The sequence below is a fragment of the Bdellovibrio sp. ZFWA1 genome (genome assembly GCF_056175665.1).
In genome coordinates, this window is the sequence record NZ_JBJKJH010000004.1 from 16,712 (window position 1) to 31,199 (window position 14,488).

General features: G+C 42.5%; 14 protein-coding genes. 6 read left to right on the top strand and 8 right to left on the bottom strand.

The annotated features are described in order from the left end of the window. Positions 1 to 64: 64 nt before the first annotated feature. The 3 genes from AC04MN_RS14800 to miaB are packed head-to-tail and all read right to left on the bottom strand — an operon-like array spanning position 65 to position 2,528. Entirely contained in the window at positions 65 to 580 is a 516-nt protein-coding gene (locus tag AC04MN_RS14800; protein ID WP_475383989.1) for a gamma carbonic anhydrase family protein, read from the bottom strand. Continuing rightward, positions 580 to 1,143, bottom strand: coding sequence for a bifunctional nuclease domain-containing protein (locus tag AC04MN_RS14805; RefSeq protein WP_475383990.1), 564 nt, complete (start codon positions 1,141 to 1,143; stop codon positions 580 to 582). Before AC04MN_RS14805 ends, AC04MN_RS14800 begins: the two co-directional genes overlap by 1 nt. After that, the gene (miaB, locus tag AC04MN_RS14810; RefSeq protein WP_475384145.1) at positions 1,143 to 2,528 is read right to left on the bottom strand and encodes a tRNA (N6-isopentenyl adenosine(37)-C2)-methylthiotransferase MiaB; all 1,386 of its coding nucleotides are present in this window, start codon (positions 2,526 to 2,528) and stop codon (positions 1,143 to 1,145) included. Before miaB ends, AC04MN_RS14805 begins: the two co-directional genes overlap by 1 nt. 102 nt (positions 2,529 to 2,630) lie before the next feature. Between miaB and AC04MN_RS14815 the strand changes: the two genes are divergently transcribed. Continuing rightward, entirely contained in the window at positions 2,631 to 3,275 is a 645-nt protein-coding gene (locus AC04MN_RS14815) for a hypothetical protein (protein ID WP_475383991.1), read from the top strand. A 4-nt stretch (positions 3,276 to 3,279) separates the two neighbouring features. Here AC04MN_RS14815 and AC04MN_RS14820 read toward each other — a convergent pair whose 3' ends face one another. Together AC04MN_RS14820 and AC04MN_RS14825 are read right to left on the bottom strand one after the other, a co-directional pair. Continuing rightward, positions 3,280 to 4,299 carry a YheT family hydrolase gene (locus AC04MN_RS14820; protein WP_475383992.1) on the bottom strand — a complete coding sequence of 340 codons (1,020 nt, stop codon included), beginning with the start codon at positions 4,297 to 4,299 and terminating at the stop codon, positions 3,280 to 3,282. Positions 4,300 to 4,341: 42 nt separating this feature from the next. Then, the gene (locus AC04MN_RS14825) at positions 4,342 to 5,361 is read right to left on the bottom strand and encodes a hypothetical protein (protein WP_475383993.1); all 1,020 of its coding nucleotides are present in this window, start codon (positions 5,359 to 5,361) and stop codon (positions 4,342 to 4,344) included. 210 nt (positions 5,362 to 5,571) lie between these two features. On the opposite strand from AC04MN_RS14825, the gene AC04MN_RS14830 reads away from it, so the two are divergent. The 5 genes from AC04MN_RS14830 to AC04MN_RS14850 all read left to right on the top strand — a co-directional run bounded on the left by AC04MN_RS14830 (position 5,572) and on the right by AC04MN_RS14850 (position 10,408). Next, the gene (locus AC04MN_RS14830; RefSeq protein ID WP_475383994.1) at positions 5,572 to 6,747 is read left to right on the top strand and encodes a thiolase family protein; all 1,176 of its coding nucleotides are present in this window, start codon (positions 5,572 to 5,574) and stop codon (positions 6,745 to 6,747) included. A gap of 16 nt (positions 6,748 to 6,763) precedes the next feature. Beyond that, positions 6,764 to 7,462 (top strand): CoA transferase subunit A, encoded by a 699-nt coding sequence (locus AC04MN_RS14835; RefSeq protein WP_475383995.1) that lies wholly within the window; start codon positions 6,764 to 6,766, stop codon positions 7,460 to 7,462. A gap of 3 nt (positions 7,463 to 7,465) precedes the next feature. After that, on the top strand, positions 7,466 to 8,122 hold the full coding sequence (locus tag AC04MN_RS14840; RefSeq protein WP_475383996.1) for a 3-oxoacid CoA-transferase subunit B: 657 nt from the start codon (positions 7,466 to 7,468) through the stop codon (positions 8,120 to 8,122). A gap of 129 nt (positions 8,123 to 8,251) precedes the next feature. Next, the gene (locus AC04MN_RS14845; RefSeq protein ID WP_475383997.1) at positions 8,252 to 9,235 is read left to right on the top strand and encodes a Crp/Fnr family transcriptional regulator; all 984 of its coding nucleotides are present in this window, start codon (positions 8,252 to 8,254) and stop codon (positions 9,233 to 9,235) included. A gap of 111 nt (positions 9,236 to 9,346) precedes the next feature. Further along, on the top strand, positions 9,347 to 10,408 hold the full coding sequence (locus tag AC04MN_RS14850; protein ID WP_475383998.1) for a hypothetical protein: 1,062 nt from the start codon (positions 9,347 to 9,349) through the stop codon (positions 10,406 to 10,408). Between the two features lie 34 nt (positions 10,409 to 10,442). Here AC04MN_RS14850 and pyk read toward each other — a convergent pair whose 3' ends face one another. From pyk to AC04MN_RS14865, 3 genes are all read right to left on the bottom strand, one after another. Beyond that, the gene (gene pyk, locus AC04MN_RS14855) at positions 10,443 to 11,930 is read right to left on the bottom strand and encodes a pyruvate kinase (protein WP_475383999.1); all 1,488 of its coding nucleotides are present in this window, start codon (positions 11,928 to 11,930) and stop codon (positions 10,443 to 10,445) included. Between the two features lie 30 nt (positions 11,931 to 11,960). Beyond that, positions 11,961 to 13,625, bottom strand: coding sequence for a hypothetical protein (locus AC04MN_RS14860; protein WP_475384000.1), 1,665 nt, complete (start codon positions 13,623 to 13,625; stop codon positions 11,961 to 11,963). Positions 13,626 to 13,743: 118 nt separating this feature from the next. Next, a complete protein-coding gene (locus AC04MN_RS14865) occupies positions 13,744 to 14,487 on the bottom strand; it encodes a hypothetical protein (RefSeq protein ID WP_475384001.1) in 744 nt (247 codons plus the stop codon). Position 14,488: the final 1 nt, after the last annotated feature.

The window sequence follows — 14,488 nt, forward strand, 5'->3', positions numbered from 1 at the left end:
GGTCTAGAAGAATCACCTAACTAGACCGTTATTAGCAAATGCATGATTAACTCTTATGTTACGCTTATTCGTACCAGGTTTTGTATAAAAGATAATTGTCCGCCGATTTATCAAGGAATTGGATTTCTTCATCGGTTAAGGTTCGTTTGACTTTTGCCGGCGAACCCATAATCAAACTTCGAGGAGGAAAAACACTTCCTTGAGTCACCACCGAACCCGCAGCAACAATGGACTGTTCGCCGATTTCAGCCTGATCCATAATCGTTGAACTCATGCCAATCAAACATCGATCCCCAATCGAGCACCCGTGAAGCATAGCCAAATGACCAATTGTAACCCTATGACCAATTCGCACGCCCGCTTTACCAAAGGTGCCATGAATAACCGCTCCGTCTTGAACATTCGTTTCTGATCCAATTTCAATTGGCATCACATCACCGCGAATCGTGACATTATACCAGACTGTGGATCGATCTCCCAAAACAACGGCTCCAATAACACGGGCATTGTCAGCAATAAAAACTTCTTTGCCAATTTGAGGTTCGAAACCACGAACCGAAATAATTTGATTTGAGTTCATTAATGTACCGTTCCTCGGCCACCAAAATTTGCCGCATCTGTTAAAGCTGGAATTGACTTCATTTGCTGCTCGAGGTTTGCACTTAAGACACGGCTCTTTGAAATAAAGGCTTTGGTCGCAAAAATTGGAACTTCTAAATAAAGACAAAGCGACATCGCCTCGTCTGCCTGAACCTTAATAGAATTGGTTAGAGGATGACCACTTAAATACAAGCGCACATACTGATGAACACCCTTAATTTCAACGAACACACACTGCTGAATTTTAATCCCCAGAGACTCTAACAAATGGGCGGAAAAACGATGTGGTGTTGAAGGAGTCACTGATTTGGTAGACTGATTCAAAGTGATGCCAGCTTCAAGCGGATTCACAGCCACTGGCAAGGTGTGTTCGTGAGTTTCATCCCGCATCAGCAAAAAAGGCCGAGCCATATCAGACGTTAAGTTAAGACCATAAGGGAAAAGTCGAATCAAATCCCGTTCATGAAAAACTTCTTCTTCATGATCTTGGCTTTGAAAAAAAATCTGCCCCCCTGAGGGATTCATATTAAACATATCTTTCATTAGTTAACAATTTCTCCGCGTAGTACTGCTGGAAATGCCTTCGTAATTCGCACAGGCACGGTTTTACCAATTAAATCTGGTGATCCATCGAAATATGTCAACTTGTTCGAAGAAGATCGCCCAACAACCTTACCATCTTCTTTGGCTTCTTCGACCAAAATAGGGATGATTTGACCTTCATAGCGTTTTACAATTTCAAAGGCCATCTTGTTGTGAACATCAAACAAACGATTGAGTCTTTCATTTTTAACAGCCTCGGGAACCTGTCCATCCATTTTAGCAGCTTTAGTGAAAGGACGAGGCGAATACATAAACGCAAAAATTGTTTCAAAACCGACTTCTTGAACTAAAGAAACCGTATCTTGAAACTCCTCTTCTGTTTCTCCTGGAAAACCGACAATGATATCTGTAGAAAGACATACATTTGGAATAGCTTTTTTAATCATAGCAATTTTCTCAAGATACTGCTCGCGCGTATATCCGCGATTCATAAGATTCAAGATCCGAGAATTTCCACTTTGAAAAGGTAAGTGGATGTATTCGCAAACTTTTGGTTGATTCGCATACATCACATCCACAAGTTTTTGATCAAAATCTTTCGGATGTGATGTGGTAAAACGAATTCTTTCAATATCGGTCTCTTTCGCCACTCTTTGTAAAAGATCAGCAAAATCTGCATTTGTTGTACCACACTCATAAGAATTGACGTTTTGACCAAGTAAAGTCACTTCTTTAACGCCTCTTTTGTTTAGGTGGCGAATATCGGTCAAGACATGTTCAATCGGTCGAGATTTCTCTCGACCACGTGTGTAGGGCACTACACAAAAGGTACAAAAGTTATCGCAGCCCTTTGTCACGTTCACAAAAGTGGACACTCCCGGATTTCTAACCAGTGTTTCGACGTGATAGGGTGCTCGGTGTTCAAACTTTGCATTCACTAATCGAGCTTTAGTTCTACCCATCACATCTGCAACGATTTGAGGTACAGAATCGATATTATCTGTTCCAAAAACAAAATCTATGATGGGTTGATTTTTAATTAAATTTTCTTTTTCTTGCTGACCTACGCAGCCCCCAACACCAATACGTAGTTCGGGGTTTGCATCTTTCAACTTTTTATAGATTCCAACTTCGGAATAAACTTTATGAACTGGTTTCTCACGAATTGAGCAAGCGTTGATAATAATAACAGAAGCGTCTTCGGGCTTATCAACGGGTCTGAAGTTAGCCATCTCCATCAACGAATAGATACGCTCAGAGTCGTTCACGTTCATTTGACAACCATAAGTCGATACCCAAACCCCACGTCCCTGGCCAATATCGGAGTTTATGAAGGGCGTAAATGGTCCACTTAAGTTTTCATTTTGATTTGGATTTTGATTCATGTTTTCCAAGCGATTACCTCTTGTGTCAATAAAGCCTTTGAGTTATAGAGGAGGGTCTTAAAACTGTCAATGCCAGCGATTTTAGATAAGGGAGAATCTCCAATGAAACCAAGATTAAAATCATCCAAAAAATGGACGAATTTCCCGACGGAGTACGCAGATCAAATCAAAACCGTTTTCATCGAAAACTTCTCTGAAAAAATATCAAATTCTAAGTTGTCAGTAGAAGGGCGCATCTACCCAGAAGAAATAACGCTTCGCATTAGCGTTCTTGAAGATGGACGCCTTGCTGCCGCAAACTTTGAAATTTCAACAAATTACAATCCAGCAGAAGAACAAGACGCTGTCGAAAAAATTCATCTTTGCGTGGATGCGGCTGGAGCCATGATGACGGAATTTTATGAAACCGAGGGCGACGTGGACTTTCCGTACTCTTGGAAGGATGTCGAATTCGGCAAAAACACCGTCTATGTTCAATTCTCGACTGAAAACTCAGATCTCGAGGCTGAAGCAAATCGTCTTTTAGGCTTAACCGAAGATTCGATGCTTCATGAAGATGACGAAAATGATACCGACGCCCTTGCTCATGCCGAGGTTGATGAAGACATCAGCCATGGCAAAGGTCTTGATCCAGATCACGAGCACACACCGGCAGAGGAATCAAACGACGAAGAAGTTGAAGATATCGACAATCAACCCAGAATGTTTGGTGGCGGCAAAAAGCCAAAAAAAGAAGACATGCACTAATAGTCTAGGTGCTTTCTAACTGAACTATATTTTCAATGTACCTACAAATTGCAAAATCCATCCAACGGCGATCTCCTGTAGGAAGTGTTTTAGAATGGATATATCCCATATGCCCTCCGGTCTTTTCGATTCGTAAATGAACCAAAGGGTTTTGTGCCGCCAAGAGATAATCCTTAAAGTGTACAAAAGGATCATCCTGTGCAGTTATCATGACTGTCGGACGCTCTATAAAAGGAAAGAACTGCTGAGCCGAACACTTCTGATAGTACTCTTCAGCCCCGCTAAAACCCGAGCGCGGGCCCGTAAAAATATCGTCGAACTCATACAAAGAAATATTCAAAAAGGAAAACCGAGGATGTTCATCTAAAAGGCCCTTTTGGTACTGCTTCCACAAAAGCTCTTTAATCCCTTTCATGAAATTAGCCTGATAAATCTTATTAAAACCTTCATCAATTAATCGAGATGATCTTGCTAAATTTACCGGAGCGTTTACAGAAATGGCAAAATCTGGGTAAGAGAACTCTCGTCCTCCACCATGATGATGGTCCCCCATCAATCGCAACAGAGCGTTCCCACTCATAGAGAACCCGACCGCAATATTTTTTTTATTTGGAAAATCTCGTTTCACTTGATGAACAACTTGAGCAAAATCTCGCGACCGACCTGAGTGATACATTCCTTTAGCTAATCCTAGCCCATCCCCGCAATTTCGATGATTAAAACAGACAACCGTATGCCCAGCCTTTTCATTCAAATGATACGTAAGGCGCTGCAAGTAAGTCGCCTCAGCCGAACCGGTCAAACCATGCCCCATCACAACAACATAGTCGCTTTGCCCAGAGTATTTATGGAGGGACAACTGATCCCCATCATCTAAAAGTAAAAAAGTCTTTTGCGGACCGCTTAAGGGCCTAAACTTGTTCGGAAAAAACTCTCCAGCCAAGGTCTGAGCATGCCCGCATTTTAACAAGGCTGGAGCATCACAAGCGGGAATCAGATTAAAACTTTCAAATAGGCTATTCATAAATTCTATCCAAAAAAAAAGGGCCCCTTAGGACCCTTTTCATTAAAACTCTTCGTCTTCAACTCCAGTGCCTTCACCCATTCCCCGAACTTCATCGATGAATGAACTTGCATCTTCTTCAAACTCGTTTTCAAGTCCGGACTCATCAATTTCCATTTCTTGAATGGCGGCCAAAAAGTCTTTTTCTGAACGCAAATCACGGCGAATCATTTCTAGGAATTTATCAGGGTACCTTGCCGTCAACTCCTCGATGTAGCGCTCAAGCTTACCATCTGCCAAAATCTTTTTGCGATTTTGAATTTTTCTCCAGTAAAGAAGATAATGGTAACGACAATAAGCATCGACATTGGCAATTTGATCACAATCGCGCGCACGACAATAACGATTTCCTTCAGCGTCTGTTAAAATAATTTCTTCAGAATCACGATCTTTTAACTCAACAGCAACTTCTTCCGAATCCTCGACATCTTCTTCGTCAAGTTCCTCAACAATCGCCAACTCTTCTTCGTATTCCTCGATTTCCGAACCGCCCAGATCATCGGCGATGAAGTCATCATCTAAGTCTTCTTCTTCATTTTTAGCTGGGCGATTTTTCTTACCAACAGCCTTAGAATCTTTTTTAGAGTCTTCATTTTTAGACTTTTTGGTGTCTTTAGGTTCGGGCTTCGAAACTTCTTTTTTCGAATCCTTAGCTTCAAGTTTCGCTGGCTTGGCAGACTTAGCAACTTCAGTTTTTGCCGGCTTCACTTCAGCTTTTCCCGCCGCTCCCTTTTTAGCTGGAGCTACAGGCGTTGCTTTTTTAGCATCTTGCTTTTTTGCAACAACCGCCTTTTCAGCTTTCTTCGGCGCCGCAGCAGGCTTAGTTTTCGCTGGAGCTTTTGCAGAAGATTTCGCCACTGGCTTAGCCGATGACTTAACGGGTTTCGCCGGAGTCTTGGCAGGCTTTACGGGCTTACCAGGTTTCGCTGTAGATTTTGCGGCTGGTTTTGCGCCTTTAGCCGCTGATTTAGCTGCCGGTTTTGCTGGAGCTTTCTTGACAGGTTTCGCTTTGCTTTTCGCCATACGTCAAATCACTTCTTTCTTCTAAATAGACCCTTTCATGCTTTGAATTAAACACCCCCTCCTGTCAACTGATTATTTTTGCCTTCTGAGGAATGATGCTGATGCGCGTTTAGCTATGATTGACACCCTCTCTAAAAACTAAAATAGTAAGGCCGTTCATTTTTATAAAAATGCTTATTTAATAATCAACTTTTGACGAACGAGGAAAATATGGAAAAAGCAGTTATCGTTAGTGCCGTACGTACACCCGTGGCTTCATTTCAGGGCGCATTCAGTGCGTTGCCAGCTCCAAAATTAGGTGCCGTCGCAATCAAAGAAGCTTTAACAAAAGCTCAGGTTAAAACCGATGAGGTTGACGAAGTCATTTTTGGTGAAGTTCTAACTGCAGGCGTAGGCCAAGCTCCAGCCAGACAAGCGGCTCTTTACGCAGGCCTTGGCAATAATACCCCTTGCATGACGATCAATAAGGTATGCGGTTCAGGATTAAAAGCAGTTATGCTTGCTGCAGACAATATCCAACTTGGAAACACAAAAATTGCCATTGCTGGTGGTCAAGAAAATATGTCTCTTGCGCCTCACCTACTTGAAAACTCTCGGAACGGTTACAGAATGGGCGCTCAAACGATCGTCGATTCGATGATCAAAGATGGACTATGGGATCCGTACAATAATTTTCATATGGGAAATGCCGCAGAAATTTGCGTTAAAGAGCACAACTTTACACGCGAACAACAAGACGCCTTTGCCGTTGATTCTTACAAAAAAGCTCAGGCAGCTTGGGAAAAAGGCCTTTTCAAAAATGAAATCGCGGCCGTAACTATCGAATCAAAAAAAGGCGCCATCACTGTTGAAAAAGATGAAGAGCCATACAACACAAACTTCGACAAGATTCCTGGATTGAAACCAGCCTTCGATAAAGCCGGAACAATCACTGCGGCCAATGCTTCTAAAATCAACGACGGTGCAGCCGCTCTCGTCTTAATGGCTGAATCAGAAGCAAACAAGCGCGGAGCGAAACCTTTAGCCCGCATTGTTGCACACGGAACATTTGCTCACGAACCAAAATACTTCACCACAGCTCCGGTTGGCGCTATCAAAAAAGCTTTAGATAAAGCTGGATTGAAAGTTGGCGATATCGGCTTATGGGAAATCAACGAGGCCTTCGCTGTAGTCACTCAAGTCGCAATGAAAGAACTTGAAATTCCTGCCGAAAAAGTAAACGTACACGGCGGCGCGGTTGCTATCGGACACCCTATCGGCGCTTCGGGAGCCCGCATTCTTACGACATTGGTGCACGCTCTTCATACCCATAACCAAAAGTACGGACTTGCAACTCTGTGCATTGGTGGCGGTGAAGCCGTTGCCTTGATTGTAGAAAAAATCTAAACCGAAGAAAATTTTTATGAGCAAAAAAGTTTTTAAAGATGCAAAAAGTGCTATCGAAGGAATCAAAGATGGAATGACCCTCGTTGTCGGGGGCTTCGGTCTTTGCGGAATTCCTGAAAACTCGATAGCGGCACTTCGTGATTTGGGAGTGAAAAATCTGACTTGCGTATCCAACAATGCCGGCATTGATGATTTTGGATTGGGAATTCTTCTAAAGAATAAACAAATCAAAAAAATGATCTCTTCTTATGTGGGTGAAAATGCAGAGTTTGAACGCCAATACATGAGTGGCGAGCTCGAGCTTGAATTCTGTCCCCAGGGCACCCTAGCAGAAAGAATTCGTGCCGGAGGAGCCGGCATTGCTGGCTTTTACACTCCGACTGGCGTGGGAACGCTGGTTGCTGACGGTAAAGAGATCAAAAAATTTGATGGCCGGGACTATGTACTTGAGCGTGGAATCAAAGGTGACTTTGCTATTGTGAAAGCCTGGAAAGGTGACAAATTCGGCAATCTTATTTTCAGAAAAACTGCGCGCAATTTCAACCCAATGGCAGCCACCGCAGGAAAGATCACGATTGCTGAAGTCGAAGAATTAGTTGAAGTTGGCGAACTTGATCCTGATCAAATTCATACCCCGGGTGTTTATGTCCAAAGAATTTTCCAAGGACAGAACTATGAAAAACGCATCGAACAACGCACGACAAAGAAGGTATAAGCCATGCCATTAACAAGAGAACAAATTGCAATGCGAATCGCTCAAGAAGTTGAAGATGGTTTCACTGTAAATTTAGGCATTGGTATTCCGACCTTAGTGGCCAATTACATTCCGGCAAATAAAGCTGTTATGTTACAAAGCGAAAACGGCTTGCTTGGGATGGGACCATTTCCAACAGAAGATGCCATCGATGCGGACTTGATCAATGCCGGAAAGCAAACAATCACAACAGTAAAGGGTGCAAGTTTTTTTTCCAGTGCCGATAGCTTTGCGATGATCCGCGGTGGTCATGTTGACATGACAGTTCTTGGCGCGATGGAAGTCGACGAAGAAGGAAGCATTGCAAACTGGATGGTTCCTGGAAAAATGGTAAAAGGCATGGGCGGAGCCATGGATCTTGTCGCTGGAGCTCAGAACGTCATCGTGGCAATGCAACATGCTGACAAAGAGGGAAATTCGAAGCTTCGCAAGAAGTGCACTCTTCCCCTGACCGGAGTAAAATGCATCAAGAAGATCGTCAGTGATTATGGCGTTATTGAAGTAACGCCCGAAGGATTCCTTTTGACGGAATATGCTCCCGATATGAGTCCCGAGGCCGTTGTAAAAGCCACGGAAGGTAAAATCACCATTGCTAAAGATTGCAAAAAAATGGAATTCTAAAAAAGAGGCTTCGGCCTCTTTTTTTTATCCTTAATTTGTTCGGATTAACTCGACTATAGTCCTTGGGTGGATTGCCTCGGACGGCGAGGACTGAAATAATATAAAGGGCGATGTTTCAAGGAGCTTTCTTTGGCTGATGGTAAAAAACTTTTAAAAGATCACTACCTCTTTCGCGAAGGTGACGCTCCAGATGCGATGTACATCATCAAAAGTGGCGCTCTTGCTGTGACTAAAGCCAAAGGAACATCAGAGATCATTCTTGCCCAAATAGGCCCTGGAGCGATGGTTGGTGAAATGGCTTTATTCGATATGAAACCTCGAAGCGCCAATGTAAAGGCCACTAAGGATACCGAAGTCATCGCTCTTCCTTATGACTCTTTAACCAAACAGATGGAACAACTTCCGGTTTGGGTTCGCGCGATCATGAAAAACATGAACGAAAATTTACGTGAAGCGAATAAAAAAATTAAGATTTTAGAAAACCCCGCTCAAGATCAAGATCGTTTTCCCCCTCATATCGTCAATAAATATATTTCAATTATAAACTTAGTCGGACATCGCTATGGAAAGCGTAATGAAGATGGAACTGTAAGTTTTTCATCTCATCTTTTACGCAATTACTGTATTCAAATATTTCAAGAAGCTACAAATAAAATGGAGTCCATCGTTGAAGTACTGACGGAAATGGATTTTTTAGCCAACGAAGATAAAGGCGACGGAACAAAAAAAATTACCAACAAAAAACCTGATGAGCTCTTTGCCTTCGTTGATTGGTATAATGAATGGCTATTTAAACAAGAAAAAGATCGCATGGCCATGTTAAGTGAAGGCGAAACAAAAATCCTAACGGCACTTCTAAGTTTTGCCCGCAAATCAGAACTAGACAAAAAAGGGCTGAATAAAATCAATCTTAATGATGTTCAAAACGATTCCATGAAAGAAGTTGGATTTCTTATCAAACTTGACGATGTAAACCCTCTTATCGAGAAAAAATATCTTAACGAGAAAATCTTGGATGAAAAAGGGGTCTACATCGCAATTCACGTAGACGAAGTCGAACCCTTGGCTAGAAACTGGACTATCGTCAATACTCTTCGAAAGAAACTTCGATAAGTGTCAATGATGTCGACACTAAATTAGCTAAACTTCAGTCACAAAGTAGAAACTACATTCTGCCTCTTTTTTAAGCATTAATTTTTATGCTAGCCTGACGAAGAGGTATTTATGAAAACAATAAAAGCTGTTTATTCTGCACTTCTAATTTCTTCCGTTATGTTTTCTACCGCGTGCTCCCGGTATTCGTTCAATCCAGTAAACTTAGACTCAGCAACTTCAATAACACCCGGTCCGTCAAGCCCTCTGATTTCAAAAACCGAGTATGTTGCGTATGCAAACAAACAAGTCGATTTCATGCTGGTACTGGATGACTCAAATTCAATGCTTCCCGAACTTAAAAAATTAGCTGCAAAGCTGGCAGGATTTGTACAACTCCTTGATGCCGCCGACATTGACTGGCAGATGTGCCTTACCACAACTCGAGGTCCCATCTATGGCCAAGCTAAAAGCTGGAGTCTCTACACTCCTGCAGGGGCCTCGAATACGATTCTTAAAAAAGGCACCTCCAATTTACACAATATCTTTACCCAAACAATCAACGATCTACCCATTGGCGGGACATTCTCTGGAGACGAACGAGGCACCAAAGCTACAGTAGATAGCTTAAATAATGCGACTGCCTGTTATCGCCCGGGAGCCGCGATCTCTGTCATCCTAATATCCGATGAAGATGTACGCTCGGTTGGTGGCGACCCTAGCAAGGTGAAAGCCGCTGATGCTGAAGGCGCCTATCAACCGCTCGAGGATTCCGACCGACCCTCTTTTGTTGTTGAGAAAATGAATGCCTACTTTGGGAGTAAATTGCGCTTCACGTTTAATTCAATCATCGTAAAGCCAGGTGATCGTTCTTGCGAAATTCTTCAGGATAAAGACACTTCGCCGAGTCACCCCGGATTTCTTTATCAAGAACTAAGCCGAATGACTGCTGGAGGCGTCGGAAGTATCTGCGACTCGGACTACTCTGATAACTTAAATACGTTCAAAGACCGCATCGTGAATTCATTAAGCATCAGTGAACTTGATTGCGTACCCGACAAACGCAGCCTTAAAGTCAAAATCAATGGACAAGAGTTTAAAGATTTTGAAATTGATGGACGACAAATCAAATATAAAAATCCATTGATCGAGGGAACCAAAATAGAAACTGAATACAAATGCCTACCTCAATAAAAAAAACCGAAGCTGATAGCTTCGGTTTTTTTTATTAGACTTCGGGATCTAGCTGCTGACATCGCAACGGCAGAAGCTCATCCTTCATTCTTGTCTCGCCCTCGGCCCCCACGGTGTGGATGTAGATGGAGTTCGTTTTTGCGCCATCAACAATCGGCTGTCCCAAGGTTAAAATAATTCGATCTCCGGTCTTACCAAGACCATGGGTCACCAAAAGTCGATCCACCTGAGCCAAAATATCTTTCAAGCGATTGTAAGGCTGAATAACAAAAGTCTGCATCCCCCATATCAACTCTAATCCGTTCAATACATCCATTCTATCCGTCACGGCAATGATCTGAGCTTTCGGGCGGAAGCTGGAAATGATCTGAGCTGTTTTGCCAGTTGTCGTTAAGCAAATAATAGCTTTCGCATTCAGTTTTAATGCGCTCAAAGAGGCACTAGCCGCAATAGCCGCCGGCGTACTTAAAAATTCATTTTCTAGAGAGATTTTGTAGTACTTCTCTTCGTTCTGCTCAACCTCGCAAATAATCTCGTGCATAGTGCGAATACATCTAAAGGGATGTTTCCCAGATGCACTTTCCGCCGACAACATCAAAGCATCGGAACCATCCAAAACAGCGTTGGCAACATCCGTAATTTCAGCCCGGGTCGGTCGAGGATTTTCAACCATAGAATCTAACATCTGAGTGGCGGTAATAACAGGCTTTCCCAACTCATTGCACAAAGTGATAATTCTCTTTTGGATGCCAGGCAATCGACTCTGCCCTACTTCCACAGCCAAATCCCCTCGAGCCACCATCACGGCATCACTTAGGCGACAAATCTCCTCAAGGTTATCCAGAGCCTCAAGCATTTCAATTTTTGCGACAATCTTGGCAGACGACTTTCTTGACTCAATTATCTCTCTTATTTTTCTTATATCGCGTCCATGGCGAACAAAGCTTAAGGCCACATAATCAACATTATTTTCTAAACCGAACTCTAGATCCTTCAGATCTTTTTCCGTCATGCAGTCCACTGGTAGCAAAATACCCGGCAGGTTCATTCCTTTTCGGTCCTTAAGAATCCCCCCGTAAATAACTTCTGCTTTTACTAACGGAGGCTTCACCTCAAGAACTTTGAATTCTAAAAGCCCATCATCCAATAATATTTTTGCACCCGGGTATACAGCTTGAGTCAACTCTTTAAAATCCGAAGGAATCAAGTCCTCGTTCCCTAGGATTTCCTCAGTCGTAATAGTCACAATCTGACCGGGTTTAACTTCTATTTTACCATTTGCAAATTTTCCGACTCGAATTTTCGGCCCCTGTAAATCCTGTAAGATGGTAACGGGAGCCTTTAAATCATGCGAAAGTTTACGTACAGAACGAAGAACTGCTAAATGATCTTCGTGGGATCCATGAGAAAAATTAAGACGGGCAACATTCATACCCGCTTTAATGGCCTTTTCTAGGTTCTTTTCATCTTTCGTTGCAGGTCCTATCGTTGCAACAATTTTTGCACGTCGTTGAGCTAGCATCCTTCAGCCTCATTTCTTGAAGGCTTTAAGTTACGCCTTTCGGGAATAACTATTTACCTTCCTAGCTAAATTTTGCATATCTTCTTCGTGCCGTCTATTCATTCTTTCAATGTTCTGCTGGTGCGCTTCGTGAATTTGAGCGATTTGATTCTCGTACTTCATTTGAATCGTGTTCTTTTCTAATTTTGCAGCCTTTTCAGTCTCGTAGGATCTTTGCTCGTACTGACCTTTTAGATTCTCAATCTCTTTTTGATGCTGCTCTTTTAAGTTCGCTATTTTCTCCCCAGCAACTTCAGAAACGCGGTCTAATTTCTTCTCAAAACTAGACTCTAACTTACGAAATCGCTCGGACATTATATTATTTAAGCGCACTTGATCCATCATAGACTGATCGCGCTGCTGTTCGATTCGCGAAACAAAGTTTTCCTGCATTTGATCCATTGAATCGCGATGATAGTTCTGCAAAACATCGTGATTTTCTTTCATTACTTTCTGCATGTCGCGAACCCGCTTGTCGGTTGTCTTCAAAGTACGCTCAACTTCATCTTTATGCAATTGGGCAGTATTTTCGCGGTCAGCGCGATTTTGTTCTGTGGTCATGCTGATTTTGCTTTTATAGTAACGGTCCTGTGAATTCACAAACCGATTGTTTTGTTCAATGGTCTTCTCAATACGCTCCGAATTTAGGTCTTTTAATTTTTCAACCTCGGACTTGCGGGCTTCATGTAAAAGTTCTAACTTTTTCTCATAATCAGAAATTATGTTACGTCGCTCAACATCCCTTAAACGTTTATCGTTCATAATTTGATGATTCAGCTTACCTTCAAGAGTTTGAATCTGATTGTCTCGCGAACGCACCTGAGAGTTGAATCGGTCCATCACATCCGATCGAAGATTATCCTTGGCATACTCCATTTCATCGAACTTATTTTCAGTTGCTTTTTGATATTTATCCTTCAACGACGATAGCTCTTGCTGAAGAACCACATCTCGCCCCGCCAGCTCATCTTCCATCACCTGTTTTTGTTTTTCCACTTCAGAAGTATAGCGATGAGACCAATTTCGATTGTCTAGTTCGCGACGCTGATCTGAGTCTCTCAACTGAAGCTGCAAAGCTCTTTGCATATCTTTGTATTCGCGTTCGGACTCTTGCATATCTTTCGTATGAGTCGCAGCAACAGCCTGACGCTCTTTTTCGAAAGACTTATTCATTCGTTCATTATTTCCTTGAACAACGGACTGTGCTTTGGTTCGCTGATCTTCTAACGAGTTTTGATATTCAAATTCCCGTTTTGCCACTTCGTCGTTCAATTGATTTCGAAGATTCTCTCTCTGAGAATCATTGATTTCTTTTTGTTTTGCAATCTCACCTTCGTAATTCTCTCGAAGACGCATTCTGGAATTATCATGTTCGTCGTATTTTTTTCTTAAGGAGTCCCGGTAGAACCCACGAAGATCATCAATTTGCTGATTGTGGCGCTGATCGCGCTCGGTTAAAAGTTCTCGATGTTTAGTTTGAAGAGAATCGACTTGTTCATCGTAGTTTTCTTTTGCATTTTCAAGTTCTTGCGCTTGTTGATTACGCAATCTACGAATTTCGTTATTTCTTTTCTTCGTACTTTCGGCTTCACGATTTTCATATTCTTCACGTGCAGCTTTCAATTTTTCATCGTAGCGAGACGAAATAGACGACATCGACTTCTCCTCCTGAGAATTCATTGCTTAGCATAAGAATAGCATAAGCTCGCATTTCTCAGGACCCTAGAGTCATAATGTATTGAAATCCAGACTTTTGATTTAAGACTTTAGACTGTTAGCGACTAAAAGCACGTTGTAAAAAGAGCTCTTTCTGACGAGACCGAGCTTCTTCAGCTTGGCGCTTTTTACGAACCGCGGCCTCTTCCGCCTCTTGAATCGAAGCCATTTCTCGGAGCACTTCATTTTTATAAAGGCTCGCAGCACGCGCCGTTAAATCACCCCAGCGATCACGATAATAAACCAACTGCTCGGAGAACTTCTTCTTACCACCAGAAAATACCGGTCCAATCAACTCGGCTACTTTCGCTAATTCAATGGGGCGAACAACCCCGGTCGTCGCAACCCCAGCGTCATTAACTGGACCAAACCATACTTCAAATCCCTCGGGTAAATTAACGGTCCGTCCTCCGCGCAATTCTACTGAAACATCGGCATCTAAATTCTGAAACCAAATTTTTCCATCTTTTTCAGATATATAAAAGCCTCCTGAGTCGGCCTTAATTCGCCCATACAAAGTCTGCACAGAAAAACCCGGAATTGCAGATTCGACCCACAAACCACCTTTTACAAACTCCAAATGCGTCAAAGAGTGACGTACAACTGAAGATTTATCAGGCATTGACCAAGCAAGCTTTCCCTTACGAAAATGGAACGAATTTTTGTAGGCACTAACCGCACAAACATTTTCCTGGGTTAAACAATGAGAAGGCTCTTCCAAGACACTTCCAGCGGAAGCTCGAACTCGTACGTCCGCTTGAAAAAACAGCACAAAAAGCAGTAGACGAAGCATTAACTTCATA